The following is a 15,723-nucleotide window of genomic DNA, read 5'->3' as shown; positions in this document are numbered from 1 at the left end:
GTGCGAGCTCAGCCTTACGAACCGCTGACGCTATCACCCAGACAGGACCCACGGAATGGATAACAACCCGTACGCCGCACCCACTGCCGAGCTCGATACCGGCACCATCAGTCCCGCCAGGCTGGAGCGGGTGAAGGCCAGTCGCGGCCAGCGCTTTGGCGCCGCCATGCTCGATGGCATCTTCACGGTCATCTGCATCGCTCCATGGACCTACTCCACGATGGGTCACCAGAAAATGAGTCCCTCGGCGGCCATCCTGGGCTTCATCCTACTGATCGCCTTGTGCGCGATCAACATCACGCTGCTGCACAAGAACGGCCAGTCCCTGGGCAAGAAAATCGTCGGCACCAAGGTGGTCATGGCTGACGGTTCGCCGGCACCGCTATGGCGCATCTTGCTGTTGCGCTGGCTGCCGCTTGCCGTGATCTCGCTCATCCCGGTCGTGAAGTTCCTGTCGTTTCTGGATGTGGTCGTCATCTTCGCCAGTGACCGCCGCTGCATCCACGACCACATCGCGGGCACCATCGTCGTCGACGCCTGATGCTCGATACGGTCCGCCAGATCGAGACGCCCGAGGGCGTCTCGCTCCGGTTGCATGCAGCTGGAGCGATCCCGCGCGCCCATGCGTGGCTTATCGACTTTGGCCTGAGGGCGATCGCCGCGTTCGTCCTTTTGGCGATCCTGGGCACGCTCGGGCGTACGGGGATGGGCATTGGCATGCTCGTGCTCTTTGCCGTGTACTGGATTTACAGCGTGCCATTCGAGGTCTGGGCCGATGGCCAGACGCCCGGCAAGCGCATGATCGGTTTGCGCGTGGTCAATAGCGATGGCACGCCGGTCACCCTGTTACCGTCCGTGGTACGTAACCTGCTGCGCACCGTGGACGGATTGCCCGGCGTCTACGGCGTCGGCCTGGCCTGCTGCCTCCTGGATCCGCACGGTCGGCGCATCGGCGACATCGTTGCCGGCACCATGGTTGTCCATGTGCTCGGGCGCGGTGCTCTCGCGGAGGTGCCGCAGGAAGTGGCCGAAGCGCCTGCGACGCCACTACGCCTCGAAGAACAGGAAGCGATCGTGGCGTTCGCCGGCCGCTCGCGGAACCTGCACGAGGCACGCCAGCGTGAACTCGCGGACCTGCTGGAACCGCTGACCGGCCGCATGGGAAATGCCGGCCTCCGCAAGCTGGTGGCGCATGCCAACTGGCTGTTGGGGCGCTCGTGAAGCAAGCCCGGTTCGTCGCCATGCATGATGCCGCCTGGTCGGAGGTTGAGGCCTGGATGCGCGGCAGTGGCCGCAAGGCGTGGTCGTCGGTGCTCGCCGAGCAGGGCAAGGATTTTCCGAGTCAATACCGGCGCATCTGCCAGCACCTCGCCATCGCGCGCGCACGTGGCTACAGCCACGACGTGACGGATCGCCTGCAGCGCATCGTGGAGATGGGCCACCGGTTGCTGTACCGGCCGCCCGCGCCGCGCTGGCACCGGGTGGGTGAGTTCATCGTCTCGGGCTTCCCTTGCCTGGTGCGCCGCGAATGGAAAGCGATGCTGATCGCGGCGGCGCTGCTCTACCTGCCCACGGTCGCCTGCATGGTGCTGATCCATTTTCGCCCGGAGGTGGCGAGCATGATTTTCGCCGGGCACAAGCTGGACGAGTTCGAGCACATGTACGACCCGGCACGGGACCGGATCGGACGTACCAGCGGTACCGACGTTGCCATGTTCGGCCACTACGTGCTCAACAACGTAGGGATCGCTTTCCGAACCTTCGCGTCGGGCCTGTTCTTTGGCATTGGGGCCGTGTACGTGCTGGTGGCCAACGGCATCCTCATGGGGGGCGTCGCCGGACATCTCGACGCTATTGGGTACGGTGGCCCCTTCTGGCGATTCGTGGTGGCGCACTCCGCGTTCGAGTTAACCGCGCTCGTGATCACAGGCGGGGCCGGCCTGCGTCTCGGCTACACCTTGCTCGCCCCGGGGCGCATGCGCCGCGGCGATGCATTGCGTGCGGCGGGTAGCGTGGGCGCGCAACTGGTACTGGGTGCGTTCCTGATGTTGGTGGTCGCCGCGTTCATCGAGGCGTTCTGGTCATCGGTCGCGTCATTCCCCGATATCGTCAAGTTCGGCAGCGGAGCCTTGCTGTGGGCCTTGGTAGCTAGCTGGCTGCTGCTCGGCGGACGCGGGAGGCACCTTGGAGATTGAGCGCATTTCAGTCGCACTACGCGTCCGTACGGCCCGCGAATCGATGGATCTTGGCGTGGCCATGCTGCGCCAGCATGCGCGGCCGATCTTCATCGCGTGGTTCATCGCCTCGCTGCCGTTCCTGGCGGCCGCCATCGCGCTGGAAGTATGGCTGGGACGCCCGTGGATCCCGCTGTTGTTCGTGTGGTGGATGAAGCCGCTGTTCGCGCGTATCCCACTTTACGTGGTGTCGCGCGCCGTCTTCGCCGACGCGCCAGGATGGCGCGAGGCCTTGCGTAGCGTCTGGGCATGGGGTCTGAAAGGTATGTGGGGCTGGCTGACGTTCCGCCGGCTGGATCCGCGTCGCAGTGTGCTGCAACCGATCATTTACCTGGAAGGATTGGATCGCCAGGCGCAGGCACGGCGCTGGAAAGTGTTCGGTCGAGGTGTGGAAGGGCCGGGCACCGCGCTCATGTTGACTTGCGTCATGTTCGAGTGGGTGCTGGCACTGAGCCTCTTGCTGTTCCTGCCCATGTTCATCCCCTCCGAGCTGTGGGAGTCGTACTGGGTGAACTCCTGGTACCTGAAGAGCATGCCGCACTGGCTCGCCATTCCACTGATCGTGGCCTGGTACCTCGGCATGTCCGTGGCCGAGCCACTATGCACGACGGGTGGCTTCGCGATGTACCTGGGCCGCCGCACGGAGCTGGAAGCGTGGGATCTCGACCTCGCGTTCCGTCGCCTGCGTGATCGCCTGGTCGCGGCGGGGACGGTGGTGGCGCTGCTCCTGGTCATCGGTATCGCCAGCACACCCGTTAACGCCGCCGATGTGCCGCACGCAGTGAAGCCGGAAGCGGTGTCCATTACGTTGAGCACATCGTTTCCTGCACCGGCCGGCGGCACGGATACGCGCATGGCGCGCGTATCGGCCAAGGTCATGGCCGATCCCTTGCTTGGCGGCAAGGGCCATGAACTGCGCTGGTCACTCAAGCATCCGTCCAAAGTCACACCCCCTGCAGAACGCGAGCGCGATGAACCTGCGCTGGCGGATGACCGCGGTGGCGCGGGCCTCGCCGTCAAGACTGTACTTATCGCGGTGCTGATCGTCGGCGTGGGCTGGCTGGCCTGGTTCGCACTGCGACGCTGGCCCACGCGTGGCATCGGCAGGGCGACGGTGGCCGCCGTCGCGCGTGCGCCGAGTCGTATCGATACATCGCCGGTCGCTCCCGCTGCAGGCAAAGGTTTCGGCGACGAGGCCGGCCGGCTTTGGCAGATCGGCTCGCGGCGTGAAGCCCTCGCGCTGTTGTATCGCGGCACCGTCGAGCATGTATCCGCACGGCTGGACGAGCCTGTACCGGCGGATGCCACCGAAGCCGATGCGATCGCGGGCGCGCAACGCCTGGGTGACGATGATGCGAGCCGGCGTGCTATCCGCATCGTCCGGACCTGGCAATATGCCGCCTACGCGGATCGGTACCCGAGCGACGATGATATGGCAGCCCTGCTCACGGGCTGGCCGGTGGAGCGCGCATGACCCGCGGGATCGCATGGGCCGTGGCCTTGATCGCATTCGTGCTGCTCTGCGTGATCGGCTTTACCAGCGTGTTCGAACGCAAGGATGTCGAGGTCGATATTCCCGCGTCGGGCAAGGCGGCGACCAACCGCTTCTACGCGCTCGAGGGTGTGATGCGTGGCATGGGCCTCGCCGCGCATTCGGCGCACGGCATTCCGGACGACAACGAGTCGCTGGTCCTGCTGGGCGTCAATCCTGCCAACCTCGACCGCGGCGACGTGGATGACCTGCTCGGTCTCGTCGCCGACGGCAGCACCCTGGTGGTCCGGACCGGCGCTCCCGGGGACTTCGACCGGGGACCGTTCTGGAAAGAGGTGGCGGGCGACGCCGGCCTGGTCCCGGCCGGTACGGGTTGCCTTGCGATCCAGGGCGAAGCCGGCGAGAAGTCGTACGAGTGGTGCGGGACACGGGTAACCGAGCGCGCGAGCGCGCGCATCGACGGCCTGGGCGATCACAAGGGCGACCTGCTGGTGACGCTTCACTATGGCGAAGGCCAGATCACGCTGGTGCCGTCGCTGGATCCGTTCAGTGGTCGTGGGCTCGACGATCCCGTGGCGCGGCGCCTGGTCACCCGCGTGCTCCACCTGGACAACCAGGAGCAGTCTGCCTCGCTGGTATATCGCGTGGATGGCGACCGCATCTGGAGCCTCGTGTTCACCCGCGGCTGGCCCGCGATGCTGGCGTTCGCTGTCCTGCTGCTCGCGTGGGCCGTGTCGCGTGCGGTGCGGTTCGGTCCCTTGCTCGATTCACCGGGCGACGATCGCCGCGCCCTGGTGGAGCATGTCCAGGCGGCGGGTGAATTCCTGTACGGCCGCGATCGTGGTCGCGGGCTGCACACGCGCGTATGTGCTGGCGTGCTCGCCCGCGCACGACGCATCGATCCCGGTACGGACTGCCTCGAAGGTGAGCTGTTGTATGCCCGCCTGGCTGAACGATTCGACGAGGCGCCCGCTGATATCGCGCGGGCCTTCCAGCCTCCTGTCGACGCGAACGCGTTTCGCGAAAGCGTCGCCATCCTTTCCCGTTTGCGGAGACACGCATGAACACCCCCGTCGAGACCCCGCGCGATACCGCGACGCCGGTCAGCTTCACCCCCGAACAGGTCGCGCAACGGATCGCTGCGCTACGCGCGCAGGTCGGGCACGCCTTCATCGGCCAGCCGCAGGTGTTCGAACAGGTGCTGCTGGCCCTGCTCGCGGCGGGCCACGTGTTGATCGAAGGCGTGCCCGGCCTCGGCAAGACGCTGCTCGTACGCGCGCTCGCCAGTGCCGTGGGCGGTAGTTTCGGTCGCGTCCAGTTCACGCCCGACCTCATGCCATCCGACGTGACTGGCCACGCCATTTACGACATGAAGGCCGAGCGCTTCCAGATCCGTCGTGGCCCGGTGTTCGCCAACCTGTTGCTGGCCGATGAAATCAACCGCGCGCCCGCGAAGACCCAGGCGGCGCTGCTCGAGGCGATGCAGGAGAACCAGGTCACCATCGAAGGCCGGCGCTTCCCGTTACCGCAACCCTTCATGGTCGTGGCCACGCAGAACCCGATCGAGCAGGAAGGCACCTATGCGCTGCCGGAGGCGCAACTGGATCGCTTCCTGGTAAAGGTTCAGATCGATTACCCGGCGCTGGCTGATGAGACACGCATGGTCACCGAGGTGCTCGGCGGCCAGGTGGCCGCCGACCTGGATGTCTCGCGGGTCGCCGCGGTCATGAATGACGCGGGCCTGATCGCCATCCAGCGCATGGTCGCCAGTTTGCGGGTTGACCATGAAGTGGTGGACTACGCGGTACGCATCGCACGCGCCACGCGCGAATGGCCTGGCGTAATGACCGGCGCCGGGCCGCGCGGCGGCCTCGCCCTGATTCGTCTGGCCCGCGCCGCGGCGCTACTCGATGGTCGCGATTTCGTCACACCCGACGATGTGCGTGGCGTCGCTATCCCGGCCCTTCGTCATCGCATCGTGCTCGCGCCGGAAGCCTTGATCGATGGCCAGCATGTGGAAGACATCCTCAAAGGCCTGTTGCACAAAGTACCCGCACCTCGCCGATGATGCGCCCCGCCGCACCGCTGTTGTCGCTGGTCGCTGGCTGGTTCCTGGTGGGCGTGCTCGCGGCACTCGACGTATTGCCGTTACTGGCATGGGCAGCGACCGGGGCGTCGCTGGCGATGATCGCGCTGGTCGACGCGTGGCGAGCCACGCGCGCACCGTCACCTCGTCTGGTTCGCCAGCTGGACGCCGTGTTGCCCCTGGGCGAGCGCGCGGAGGTCACCCTGCGCCTGCGCTGCGAAGGCGCACGCAGGCAACGCGTGCGCGTCCACGACATGCACCCAGGCGGCTGGCGCGTGGAGGGCTTGCCACGTGCGCTTGTGTTATCACCCGCGCATGAGCTCGCGTTCACCTACACGTTGTGGCCGGCAGCCAGGGGCCGCTTCGCCTTCGCGGGTTGCCAGGTCGAAGTGGCGTCGCACTGGCGCCTTTGGCATGTGCGCCGCACGCTGGATGTACCCGGCGATGTCCGTGTGTTCCCGAACTACGCGCCGCTGGCACGCATGGCAGGCCTCAGCGTGGAGCTCGCATCGCGATCCGTCGGCGCACGCCTGCAACGTCGACGCGGTGAAGGTACCGAATTCCAGGAACTGCGTGATTACCGCGTAGGCGATAGCTTGCGCAAGGTGGACTGGAAAGCCACGGTGCGCAGTGGCCGCCTCATGTCGCGCCAGTACCGTGAGGAGAGCCACCAGCAGGTGGTGCTGATGCTCGACTGCGGCCGGCGCATGCTGGCGGAAGACGATGGCGTCGCACACTTCGACCAGGTGTTGAATGCCTCGCTCGCACTGGCTTACATCGCCTTGCGCCAGGGCGATAGCGTCGGCTTGCTTGCCTGCACGGGCCAGATGACCCGCTGGCTGGCGCCGCAGCAGGGCGCAGGTGGCATGGACATGGTGCTGGGCGCGGGCTACGACCTTTACGCGCAACCCACGGCCACGGATTACCTGCATGCGGCGAGCGAGCTACAGACGCGCCAGGGTCGCCGCGCGCTGGTCGTGCTGGTGACCAACGTACGCGATGAAGATGACGAGGAGTTGCGGGCGGCAGTGAAAATGCTCTCGCGCCGCCACCTGGTACTTGTCGTGAGCCTGCGTGAACTCGCCCTCGATCGCGCCGCGGCCGGCGGCACCGAGAGTCTCGAGTCGGCGATCCGTACCGCCGGTGCGCTTCGCTACCTGGACCAGCGTGACGCTGTGCATGCGCGCCTGCGTCGCGAAGGCATCGCTACCCTCGATGTGCTCGCCAGCGAACTCTCGGGGCGGCTTGTGGAGCGTTACCTGGCGATCAAGCGGGCAGGGCGGTTGTAGTCCTGGTGGGCCGGTGCCGTCCCTTTAACCGAGAGCCGCCACGAGACCTTCACTGAACCACTCGCGCAATAGCTGCCCCGCAAGGGTGGCCGTGTCCGTTTCCGGCTGGTGAGCGGCCAGCCATGCGCAGAGCTCGCCGAAGGTGCCCCCGGCCATGGCCAGATCGAGGCAACCGGTTTCAGCGACCGGCATGCTCGTGAAGCGTGGCGTGAGATCGCAGCGCCAGATGCGTACGGCGACCGGTACCGGCAGCAAGCAGGCGTCAGGCGCTTCCTGCGCTGATGCAAGTGCGGACCAGATCGCCGGCGCATTGGTGTGCATGGTCCGGAACCGCAGCGTCGGCACAAAGGTGAATACCGCGCGCTCCCAGTCCTCGATGACGAGTTCGTGGAGCGTCAGGGGCGCCACATCCACGGCGTAAAACGCATCCCGCAGTGCATTATCAAGCCACGCTAGTTCCGCGACCGGATCAGGAAGGAGAATGGCGCGGGCGACGTGCTCCGGAAACGTCTGGCCGTAGGCATTGAGGCTCCACGAGGCCGACGGATTCGCGTCGATGTAGGCCCGCGCGAGTTCGGTGAACACCTCGTCGCCGAGCCACTGCGCCGTCCGCTGGTACGTATCGCGCAGCGAACCGAGCAACTGTCCGTGGTAGTTATTGACATACACACGCAGGCCGCGCGGGTCTGCGATCGAGGTGTCGTGCCCCTCGAGCAAAGCGGCAAGGAATTGCTGTTGTAGCCGCGCGAGGCTCATGCGGCAGCGGCGAGCACGGACGCCGCATAGCGCCGGGCCTGGCCCAGCTCGTCGAGCAACTCGGCGAAGGGTGGAATGTGGTCGTCACGTTCGATCATCGTGGCCACCGGGCCAAGGCGCGCGACGAAACGCTGATAGAGCTCCCATACGGAGAGCGGCACGGGCGCATCGTGCGAATCCACCAGCAGGTCACGCCCCTGGCTATGCCCGGCCAGGTGGATCTGCCTGACACGATCCAGCGGGATGTGATCGAGCCATTCGTCGATGGCGCGCCCGTGGTTGGTGGCGCTCACGACGATATTGTTCACGTCGAGAAGGAGGTAGCAACCGGTCCGCTGACACAACGCGGCGAGGAAGCCGGCCTCGGTCATCGAACCCGGGAATTCGATATAGGTGGAGGGGTTCTCGAGGACGAGGGGGCGGCCCAGCACGTCCTGTGCGGTCATGACATTCCGGCTGACGATATCGAGCGCTTCCTCGCTATACGGAAGCGGGAGCAGGTCATGCGCCTGGATACCATCGACGCCAGTCCAGCACACGTGGTCGGAGACCCATAGTGGATCGAAACGATCCGCCAGCTGCCGAAGCTGCCTGAGGTAGTCCAGGTCAAGGCCATCGACGGCGCCGATGTTCATGGACACGCCGTGGAGCGCGAGCGGGTAGCGTGAGCGCACCTGTTCCAGGATGTGCAGCGGCCTGCCACCATCGACCATGAAATTCTCGGAGATGACCTCGACGAAATCCAGCGGTTGCCTGGCCGTGAGGACGTCCTCGTAGTGCGGCACGCGCAGGCCCAGGCCAAAGCCGGCGAAGGTGGGAAGCGTCGTTGTGTTCATCGTTATCTCCGGAAGACCCGGCCGCCGGAGCGGCCGGGCACGATCATCAGGCCGCCGGCGGGGTCGTGCTGCCGCCCTGGGCCTTGCACTCGGACACGGACACAGCCTTGAAGCCCTGGCCCTTGCACTCGTTCTGACCCTTGCACTGGTGGTTGCCCGACTTGCAATCGGAGGTGCCCTTACAGGTGTTGATGCCGTAGCAATGGACGGTCTTGCCGGCAGCCTGCTCGGCGGCCTGTGCAGGCGCCACGATGGCGGCGGCGGAGACAGCGAAGAGTGCGGCAGCGGCGGCAATGCTATGCGTGGCGGTATGCATGGTGAATCTCCGAAGGGATGTGGAATGCCGAAGTGGCATGGATCAGTTCGCCGGGTAAGGCCGGCCGGTTACACGGCAAAGAAAAAAAATCAGCGGATGCGTAGCCACTGGTCGATCGACAGGCGGCCGCCACCGCGGGCGATAAGGTAAAGCAGGATCGCAGCCCACGACAGGTGCGTCGGCCACGCATCCGGGTAAACGAAGATCTCGATGATCGTCGTCATGCCAAGCAGCACGGTGGCCGACAGGCGCGTGCACAGCCCAAGTACCAGGAACATCGGCACGAAGGTCTCGACGTAGGCCGACATGTGCGCGGCAATCTCCGGCGGGATCAGCGGCAGCTTGTACTCCGTTCGGAAGAGCTCATAGGTTCCTTCGGTGATCGTGAGGAACCCATCGACCTTCGTACGGCCCGACTGGAAGAAGATCGCGGCGATGGACACGCGGCTGACCAGGGCTAGGAAGCTGTGCCCGACCAGCGCTTCGACGCGCGTCGCCAGGGCGTTCCATCGATCCCGGAGCGTGTAGGGAGGAGCGGCGGAGGTAAGTGAGTCCATGGTCATTCCTGGGCGAGGGTTAACGCGCCGGCCGTAAGCAGCTGGGCGAAGAGAAGATCGACGCGCGCAGCAGGGTGCGAGCGTGTGACGTGTTCGACACAGGCAGCCAACGTGGCGCCTGCACGGCATGCGTCAAGAAAGGTGAGCGTCGGCGCATCCGTCGTCGCCACCAGCACGGTGTGCACAGGCCGCGTCATCAGGGTGGCCTGCGGTTCCCATGCAAGGTCGCCCGCGACGGGGTGGCCTGCGCGGCTCGCGTCCCAGATCGCGAACGCAGGCGAGGCCGACGCCGAGACCCGGGTCGCTGGATGCGGCGCAACGAACAAACCGCCCAATGCATTGGCGTCGAGGGCCCGGACCGATGTTGCCGATAGCGGAGCGATGTCCGCAGCGATATAGCTCTCGATCCAGAGCCGATCGAGCCGGGCAACGTCGGCCAGGTAAGGCAGGTCGCGCGCTGCGGGCGCCTCGGCCAGGAAATCCGCGAAGCCGGCGCCGTACCGCAGCAGACGAGCGTCGCGGGCGGGACACTCCGCGGCGTACGCCGCCGCCACGGAGCGGAACCACTCGATCCCTACCAGACACACCACCGCCGGGTAGTTCGCCTCCAGCGCGTCGATGGCCGCCTGGGCCACCGTGCTCCGGTGAACGGCGAAGCCACGTTGGCCTGCAAAAGGCGAGCGTGGCTCGCTGCGCAACAGGTCGCCCTGGAAGGCGCGCTGGAGTTCAGCGAGCGGCTCAGCGCCATGGCCGACGGTGGGGGCGAGCATGGCGGTGGCTCAGCCGATCTTGGTCAGCGAACCATTGCCGTTCGGCGTCTTGATCGCCGTGCAGGTGCCAGCGGGAACGTTCTTCCACGCGTTCTTCTGGTAGTTGGCCTTGGCCGTGCCTGCGCAAGTGGTACCCGGACCGGCCGCGCAATCGTTCTGGCCCGCCTTGGCGACACCCCAGCACTTTTCGACAGCAGGCTTCTTCGCATCCTTCTGTTCATCAGCATGGGCGACGCCTGCGACCAGGGCAGCGACAGAGAATGCGAACGAGGCAACGTAACGAGGGGACATGGAACCACTCCAGCTATGCCGGGCCCGTTGGCCGGCTTCATGAAGCAGTTCGCCACGTGAGCGCCCTCGGTTACACGCATCGGGAAAAATCGTTTGCCATGCGCCTGTAACCTAGCCCGCCGCGGGCGCGAACTAGGGGGTATGGACGCCATGCCCTTTCTCTCGCCCGCCATATGTCAACCCGGAATGGGTCCTGGCTGGTTTACACTGATGGTCGCGCGGGTTCCCGGCGCGCGGCACAGGAGTGAAAGGTCGGCGATGACGAGTGATCCAGCGCGCGAGCACGCAGGGGAAGGCGCCTTTGCGGTCGAGCACGAACTAAGGCGGTGCTTCGTCCTCGGGCTTGCGGGTGACGCGGCCGCGTATCGCCGGTGCCTCGATGGATTGGCCACGCACCTCCGTGCCTACCTGCGGCGGCGGCTGCCGCGTGCACTCGAAGATGTCGAAGACATCCTCCAGGACACGTTGCTCGCCGTCCACAATGCCCGTCACACGTACCGCGAGGGCGAGCCGCTCACAGCGTGGGTCCACGCGATTACGCGTTACAAGCTCATGGATTTTTTCAGGTCGCATGCCCGGCGCGAAGCCCTGCACGATCCGATCGACGACGACGACCTGTTTGTTGCCTCCGATGCGGAGCCAGCGGACGCCCGTCGCGACGTGGGACAATTACTGGAGACGTTACCGGATCGCCATCGCTTGCCTATCGAGTTGGTCAAACTACAGGGCCTGTCCGTCGCGGAAGCGGCGGAATGTAGCGGGCTGTCGGAGTCGGCCGTGAAGGTCGGCATTCATCGCGGGCTGAAGGCGCTCGCTGCCCGTATCCGGAGCAGCGCATGAAGACGGATGACCTGATCGACTTCCTCGCCCGCGAACCTGCGCCGCCGCCTGGCAGGCAGACTGAACGCCGCCGTTTCTCGGCAGGGATCCTGGCTGGCTTGGCGGCGTCATCCCTATTGATGGTGGGCCTGCTCGGTTTGCGCCCTGACCTCACCCAGGTGAGCCATACCCCGATGTTCTGGGTACGCCTGGCGTTTCCCTCGGCTGTCGGCGTGGCCGCGCTGCTAATTACCCTGCGCCTGTCACGACCGGGCACCCGCGTCGGTGGCAGCCGATGGGCAGGCCTTGGCTTGCCCATCCTGCTCGCCTGGGTGCTTGCCGGTGTGGTGATCGCACAGGTCCCTGGCGACGCTCGCGGCGCGCTGGTGCTCGGGCATACGTGGAAAGTCTGCTCGACGCTCATCGCCATGCTTTCCCTGCCATCGATCGTCGCGGTGTTCTGGGCCGTGCGCGGCATGGCGCCCGTGCACCTGCGTCTTGCGGGCGCCGCGGCGGGTCTCCTCGCCGGTGCGATGGCCGCGATCACCTATTGCCTGCATTGCCCCGAGATAGCACCCCCGTTCTGGTCGGTGTGGTACCTGCTCGGCATGCTCATCGCCGGCGGGCTGGGCGCGCTGGCCGGGCCACGCTGGCTGCGCTGGTAAGGTGGCCATCCGCCTCTGCCATCCGTTGAGGCATGCATATTGATGGGTGGCGGGGCCGGGGGGCTTGGAAGATCTTTCCCCTGCATTTTGGACGGCTACGAGGCCTACAGTACGAAAGACGGCTAAAGAATCCTGATCGGCCGCCGTTAACGCGGCATGCCGGGCCGTCTCGCGTCGTCAGGTACGCGAACAGCGCCGAACTCAAGCCAAGGGGAAGGAATATGCGCGATACAGTAGAACTACTGGAAGCGATCGGCCGCGATGCACAGTGGCGTCATGCGTCACCGGCAGACCTTGCGAAGGCCCTCGAAACTGCTGGTGCATCGCAGGGTGTGCGCGAATTTGCCGCCAATGGTAACGCCGCGGTCCTGATTGAAGAGCTGGGCATCGTTGAGTTGGTCGGCGAGCACGCTAGCCACATCAGCGGGCACGACGGCGACGGTGGTGATGACCACTCGCATCATCACGACCACGACCACGACCACGACCACGACCACGGTAAGCCCGGCAGGGATCACGGCGGTGAGGACAATACGTCGAAATCGGATCCCGATAAATCCATCGATTCGCCTGCAGACTGACGGCTACCCAGAATGCTCGGTAGAGCCGGCCGCTACCTGCGTGCGTCGGCGAGCGTCTTAGCGCTTGCCCTATGGGCGCTGTCGTTCTGCGCCCATGCTGCTGCCGAGCCGCCATCGGGTACGGGGCGCGTTCGGGTTGCCCAGGCAGACGCGCTGCGCGCATCAGACCATACTCGTTTCGTGAGCATGCTGGCCGACCTGCACAGGGATGAGACGAGCCTGGGAGCGAGTGACAGGCGCTATCTACACCTGCTGGATGGCTGGGAGACCAGCTATAACGGTCGCTACGCGGAGGCCGAGATTATCCTCCGTGGGGTCATGGCGCAGGCGGATGACGATGCCGTTGGCACCCGTGCAGCGGCGGCGTTGATGTTCAGCCTGGGTGGGCAGGGGAAGTACGCTGAGGCCTATGCCATTGCGACGCGTGCGGCGGATGGCCTGCCTGAGGTGACCGATCGGGAAGCGCGGTTTGTTCTCCTGGGAAACCTGTCGCAGATGCTTACGTTCGCGGGTGAGCCTCAGCTCGGGCTGAAATACGCGGACATGATGCTGAAGGAAACGCCGGCCGGTCAATCGCCTTGCGTTGCCATGGTGCAAAGGGTCACTGCGCTCGAGGGGGCGCGTCAGCTCACGTCGCGTAGCCTGGAGTTGAAGCAGACGATCGACATCTGCGCGGCGGATCGACAGCCGGTCTTTGCGAACACGATCTCGCTCATCCTCATTGATCGGCTTATCGCCGAACACAAGCTCGACCAGGCGCTAGCTGCCGTCGAGCACGTGACGCCAGGCGTTGTGTCAAGCGATTATTTTTCGCATCTCATTGACCTGGCTAGCCAGCGCGCGCAGATCTACAAGGCTATGGGCAAGGATGTCGAGGCGGAAAAGGCGGCGCTTGAGGCGGTCGCCATGAGCCACCCTGGCGACATGCTCGAGGCGCTCCGCTCCGCCTACCGCGTGCTGTACTCGATCGAAAAGTCACGAGGGCATCACGCAAGCGCGCTGGACTACTACGAGCGCTATGTCATCCAGGACCAGGGCTACCTGCGTGATGCCAATGTACGTAACGCAGCCTATGAAGCCGCTCGTCAGCACTTCCTTGCCGAGAAGTTCGAGACCGAGGGGCTGAGCAAGCAGAACCGTATCCTGCGTCTGCAGCAAGCGCTCGATGCCAATGCCGTCGAAACCAGCCGGTTGTATGTGGTGGTGCTCGTCCTCGTCCTTGTCTCGATCATCTTCTGGATGGTGCGAATAAAGCGCTCTCAACTTCGCTTCAAGTGGTTGTCCTCGTGCGATGGTCTGACGGGTATCTACCACCATCAGCATTTCATGAGCGAAGCCGAGCGTGCATTGCGAACGCTTGAAAAAAGGTCTGGCGAGGCATGCCTGCTATTCCTTGATCTTGATCACTTCAAACAGGTGAACGACACCTATGGGCATGCCGTGGGTGATGCCGTGCTGAAGCACGTGGTGGCGATATGCAAAGGCCAATTGCGGCAGGCCGACTTGCTCGGCCGCCTGGGGGGTGAGGAGTTCGGCATGCTGCTGATGGACACGCCGCGCCTGCAGGGGTCGGTCGTGGTTGAACGCCTTCGCCTCGCCCTCGCGGCGACGCCGTCGGTGATCGATGACCAAACGATCAGCTGCACCGCCAGCATGGGGCTCGCTTGCACGGATAACTGGGGCTACGACCTTCAGCGGCTGAGTCGCGCTGCGGATGCTGCCTTGTATGCGGCGAAACACATGGGCCGTAACCGCGCCGTCCTCGACGAAGGGGGAGCGGACTCCGCCATGCCCGCGCATCCACCTGGCACAAGCGCGTCCCCTCGCGCGGTATGATCGAGCGAGAATCCACGCCGTCCCATGGTCGTCACAATTATCTTGCCTACTGAGACCTATGAACCTACCTACTTCCGCTTCGACCGAGACCCTTTCAGGCAGCATCGCGTGCGTGGGCATGGGCATCACCCTGGGCTCCCACCTGACACCTATCTCGCGTAATTGCATCGAGACGGCGGATATCGTCTTCGCCGCGCTGTCGGATCATGTCGTCGAGCTTTGGCTGGAGCGCCTGAACCCAAACGTCGTGAGCCTCCAGCCGTACTACAAACCCGGCAAGTCGCGCATGAAGACCTATCGCGAGTGGGTCGAGGTGATGATGGCGGAGGTCCGGGCCGGCAAGAAAGTCTGCGCCGTGTTCTACGGCCACCCGGGCATCTTCGCCTGGTCGCCGCACAAGGTAATCGAGGTCGCCCAGGCCGAGGGTTACCAGGCGTATATGGAGCCCGGCATTTCCGCCGAAGCCTGTCTGTATGCCGACCTGAACATCGATCCAGGCCGGGTGGGCTGCCAGAGCATCGAGGCCAGCCAGCTCTTGTTCTTCGAGCGGCAGCTTGACCCGGTGGGCTACGTGATCTTGTGGCAGCTGGGTGTCGTTGGCGATCGCTCGCTCGGCCGCTTCCGCACGCCGGACGCCTATAGGGAATTGCTGACCGAGCGCCTGCTCCAGGATTACCCCGCCGATCACGAGGTTATCGTTTACCGTGCGCCGACCCTGCCCGTCGAAGGGCCCCACATCCAGCGCGTGGCACTGCGAGATTTTCCGCTCGCTGAGTACACTGGACACGAAACACTCGTTATCCCGCCAGCACAGGCGCTGAAGCCAAACGTGGTCATGCGGGCTCGACTCGATGCGCTGGACGCCATTCATGGCTCAGGCGTAGAGCCCTCCATCACGGCGTGAACGGCCACCCTACCAACCAGGCAAGAGCATCAGGAGAAGCACATGCGTGACACCGTTGAATTACTGGAACAAATTGGTCGTGATGCCAGCCTGCGTCGCGCCTCACCCGAAGTACTTTCCAGCGCTCTGGAGGATGCCAATGCCTCGGAAGGCCTTCGCGTACTCGTCGCGCATCATGACTCGACGGTCCTCGCACAGGAGTTAGGCCTGGTCGAGCGCTTCGGTGAGCACATGACCCAGACCGGTGCGCACGAGGACGACACGCTCCTGAACTAACTCGATGCCCCTGCG

General features: G+C 65.0%; 19 protein-coding genes. 13 read left to right on the top strand and 6 right to left on the bottom strand.

Features of this window, described 5'->3' with window-relative positions; genetic code table 11:
• The first annotated feature begins 55 nt into the window (after nt 1-55).
• Genes VGN46_RS06600 through VGN46_RS06570 form a run of 7 tightly spaced genes read left to right on the top strand, consistent with a single transcriptional unit; the run spans nt 56 to nt 7,101 of the window.
• Nucleotides 56-541 (top strand): RDD family protein, encoded by a 486-nt coding sequence (locus VGN46_RS06600; protein WP_331641941.1) that lies wholly within the window; start codon nt 56-58, stop codon nt 539-541.
• A complete protein-coding gene (locus VGN46_RS06595; protein WP_331641939.1) occupies nt 541-1,221 on the top strand; it encodes an RDD family protein in 681 nt (226 codons plus the stop codon). The genes VGN46_RS06600 and VGN46_RS06595 overlap by 1 nt, the downstream gene beginning before the upstream one ends.
• Nucleotides 1,218-2,195 carry a stage II sporulation protein M gene (locus VGN46_RS06590; protein WP_331641937.1) on the top strand — a complete coding sequence of 326 codons (978 nt, stop codon included), beginning with the start codon at nt 1,218-1,220 and terminating at the stop codon, nt 2,193-2,195. Before VGN46_RS06595 ends, VGN46_RS06590 begins: the two co-directional genes overlap by 4 nt.
• On the top strand, nt 2,185-3,708 hold the full coding sequence (locus VGN46_RS06585; protein ID WP_331641934.1) for a DUF4129 domain-containing protein: 1,524 nt from the start codon (nt 2,185-2,187) through the stop codon (nt 3,706-3,708). The genes VGN46_RS06590 and VGN46_RS06585 overlap by 11 nt, the downstream gene beginning before the upstream one ends.
• The gene (locus VGN46_RS06580) at nt 3,705-4,790 is read left to right on the top strand and encodes a hypothetical protein (protein WP_331641932.1); all 1,086 of its coding nucleotides are present in this window, start codon (nt 3,705-3,707) and stop codon (nt 4,788-4,790) included. Before VGN46_RS06585 ends, VGN46_RS06580 begins: the two co-directional genes overlap by 4 nt.
• Nucleotides 4,787-5,794, top strand: coding sequence for a MoxR family ATPase (locus tag VGN46_RS06575; RefSeq protein ID WP_331641930.1), 1,008 nt, complete (start codon nt 4,787-4,789; stop codon nt 5,792-5,794). The genes VGN46_RS06580 and VGN46_RS06575 overlap by 4 nt, the downstream gene beginning before the upstream one ends.
• Nucleotides 5,794-7,101 carry a DUF58 domain-containing protein gene (locus tag VGN46_RS06570; protein ID WP_331641967.1) on the top strand — a complete coding sequence of 436 codons (1,308 nt, stop codon included), beginning with the start codon at nt 5,794-5,796 and terminating at the stop codon, nt 7,099-7,101. Before VGN46_RS06575 ends, VGN46_RS06570 begins: the two co-directional genes overlap by 1 nt.
• A 24-nt stretch (nt 7,102-7,125) precedes the next feature.
• On the opposite strand, the gene VGN46_RS06565 is transcribed toward VGN46_RS06570, so the two are convergent.
• The 6 genes from VGN46_RS06565 to VGN46_RS06540 form a co-directional block, all read right to left on the bottom strand.
• Nucleotides 7,126-7,857, bottom strand: coding sequence for a DNA-binding domain-containing protein (locus VGN46_RS06565; protein ID WP_331641928.1), 732 nt, complete (start codon nt 7,855-7,857; stop codon nt 7,126-7,128).
• Nucleotides 7,854-8,693 (bottom strand): DUF692 domain-containing protein, encoded by an 840-nt coding sequence (locus VGN46_RS06560; RefSeq protein ID WP_331641926.1) that lies wholly within the window; start codon nt 8,691-8,693, stop codon nt 7,854-7,856. Before VGN46_RS06560 ends, VGN46_RS06565 begins: the two co-directional genes overlap by 4 nt.
• A gap of 46 nt (nt 8,694-8,739) precedes the next feature.
• Entirely contained in the window at nt 8,740-9,009 is a 270-nt protein-coding gene (locus VGN46_RS06555; RefSeq protein ID WP_331641924.1) for a hypothetical protein, read from the bottom strand.
• An 89-nt stretch (nt 9,010-9,098) separates the two neighbouring features.
• Entirely contained in the window at nt 9,099-9,566 is a 468-nt protein-coding gene (locus tag VGN46_RS06550; RefSeq protein WP_331641921.1) for a DoxX family protein, read from the bottom strand.
• A gap of 2 nt (nt 9,567-9,568) precedes the next feature.
• Nucleotides 9,569-10,336 carry a DNA-binding domain-containing protein gene (locus VGN46_RS06545; protein WP_331641919.1) on the bottom strand — a complete coding sequence of 256 codons (768 nt, stop codon included), beginning with the start codon at nt 10,334-10,336 and terminating at the stop codon, nt 9,569-9,571.
• A 9-nt stretch (nt 10,337-10,345) separates the two neighbouring features.
• A complete protein-coding gene (locus VGN46_RS06540; RefSeq protein ID WP_331641917.1) occupies nt 10,346-10,627 on the bottom strand; it encodes a DUF2282 domain-containing protein in 282 nt (93 codons plus the stop codon).
• 141 nt (nt 10,628-10,768) lie between these two features.
• Between VGN46_RS06540 and VGN46_RS06535 the strand changes: the two genes are divergently transcribed.
• The 6 genes from VGN46_RS06535 (at nt 10,769) to VGN46_RS06510 (ending at nt 15,708) form a co-directional block, all read left to right on the top strand.
• Entirely contained in the window at nt 10,769-11,467 is a 699-nt protein-coding gene (locus VGN46_RS06535; RefSeq protein WP_331641915.1) for a sigma-70 family RNA polymerase sigma factor, read from the top strand.
• A complete protein-coding gene (locus VGN46_RS06530; protein WP_331641913.1) occupies nt 11,464-12,111 on the top strand; it encodes a DUF1109 domain-containing protein in 648 nt (215 codons plus the stop codon). Before VGN46_RS06535 ends, VGN46_RS06530 begins: the two co-directional genes overlap by 4 nt.
• A 221-nt stretch (nt 12,112-12,332) precedes the next feature.
• A complete protein-coding gene (locus tag VGN46_RS06525; protein ID WP_331641910.1) occupies nt 12,333-12,692 on the top strand; it encodes a hypothetical protein in 360 nt (119 codons plus the stop codon).
• Nucleotides 12,693-12,704: 12 nt separating this feature from the next.
• Nucleotides 12,705-14,528 (top strand): GGDEF domain-containing protein, encoded by a 1,824-nt coding sequence (locus tag VGN46_RS06520; protein ID WP_331641907.1) that lies wholly within the window; start codon nt 12,705-12,707, stop codon nt 14,526-14,528.
• Nucleotides 14,529-14,586: 58 nt separating this feature from the next.
• Nucleotides 14,587-15,432, top strand: coding sequence for an SAM-dependent methyltransferase (locus VGN46_RS06515; protein ID WP_331641905.1), 846 nt, complete (start codon nt 14,587-14,589; stop codon nt 15,430-15,432).
• A gap of 42 nt (nt 15,433-15,474) precedes the next feature.
• Entirely contained in the window at nt 15,475-15,708 is a 234-nt protein-coding gene (locus tag VGN46_RS06510) for a hypothetical protein (protein ID WP_331641902.1), read from the top strand.
• The last annotated feature ends 15 nt before the right edge of the window (nt 15,709-15,723 follow it).

This window comes from Luteibacter sp., from assembly GCF_036500425.1.
Taxonomy (GTDB): Bacteria; Pseudomonadota; Gammaproteobacteria; order Xanthomonadales; family Rhodanobacteraceae; genus Luteibacter.
This window is presented reverse-complemented; position numbering and strand designations above follow the sequence as displayed.

What these genes read in the sequence shown, in the direction of transcription:
- VGN46_RS06600 (WP_331641941.1), top strand. Translation starts at nt 56, where the DNA reads ATGGATAACAACCCGTACGCCGCACCCACTGCCGAGCTCGATACCGGC.
- VGN46_RS06595 (WP_331641939.1), top strand. Translation starts at nt 541, where the DNA reads ATGCTCGATACGGTCCGCCAGATCGAGACGCCCGAGGGCGTCTCGCTC.
- VGN46_RS06580 (WP_331641932.1), top strand. Translation starts at nt 3,705, where the DNA reads ATGACCCGCGGGATCGCATGGGCCGTGGCCTTGATCGCATTCGTGCTG.
- VGN46_RS06575 (WP_331641930.1), top strand. Translation starts at nt 4,787, where the DNA reads ATGAACACCCCCGTCGAGACCCCGCGCGATACCGCGACGCCGGTCAGC.
- VGN46_RS06570 (WP_331641967.1), top strand. Translation starts at nt 5,794, where the DNA reads ATGCGCCCCGCCGCACCGCTGTTGTCGCTGGTCGCTGGCTGGTTCCTG.
- VGN46_RS06565 (WP_331641928.1), bottom strand. Translation starts at nt 7,857, where the DNA reads ATGAGCCTCGCGCGGCTACAACAGCAATTCCTTGCCGCTTTGCTCGAG.
- VGN46_RS06560 (WP_331641926.1), bottom strand. Translation starts at nt 8,693, where the DNA reads ATGAACACAACGACGCTTCCCACCTTCGCCGGCTTTGGCCTGGGCCTG.
- VGN46_RS06555 (WP_331641924.1), bottom strand. Translation starts at nt 9,009, where the DNA reads ATGCATACCGCCACGCATAGCATTGCCGCCGCTGCCGCACTCTTCGCT.
- VGN46_RS06550 (WP_331641921.1), bottom strand. Translation starts at nt 9,566, where the DNA reads ATGGACTCACTTACCTCCGCCGCTCCTCCCTACACGCTCCGGGATCGA.
- VGN46_RS06545 (WP_331641919.1), bottom strand. Translation starts at nt 10,336, where the DNA reads ATGCTCGCCCCCACCGTCGGCCATGGCGCTGAGCCGCTCGCTGAACTC.
- VGN46_RS06540 (WP_331641917.1), bottom strand. Translation starts at nt 10,627, where the DNA reads ATGTCCCCTCGTTACGTTGCCTCGTTCGCATTCTCTGTCGCTGCCCTG.
- VGN46_RS06535 (WP_331641915.1), top strand. Translation starts at nt 10,769, where the DNA reads ATGGACGCCATGCCCTTTCTCTCGCCCGCCATATGTCAACCCGGAATG.
- VGN46_RS06530 (WP_331641913.1), top strand. Translation starts at nt 11,464, where the DNA reads ATGAAGACGGATGACCTGATCGACTTCCTCGCCCGCGAACCTGCGCCG.
- VGN46_RS06525 (WP_331641910.1), top strand. Translation starts at nt 12,333, where the DNA reads ATGCGCGATACAGTAGAACTACTGGAAGCGATCGGCCGCGATGCACAG.
- VGN46_RS06520 (WP_331641907.1), top strand. Translation starts at nt 12,705, where the DNA reads ATGCTCGGTAGAGCCGGCCGCTACCTGCGTGCGTCGGCGAGCGTCTTA.
- VGN46_RS06515 (WP_331641905.1), top strand. Translation starts at nt 14,587, where the DNA reads ATGAACCTACCTACTTCCGCTTCGACCGAGACCCTTTCAGGCAGCATC.
- VGN46_RS06510 (WP_331641902.1), top strand. Translation starts at nt 15,475, where the DNA reads ATGCGTGACACCGTTGAATTACTGGAACAAATTGGTCGTGATGCCAGC.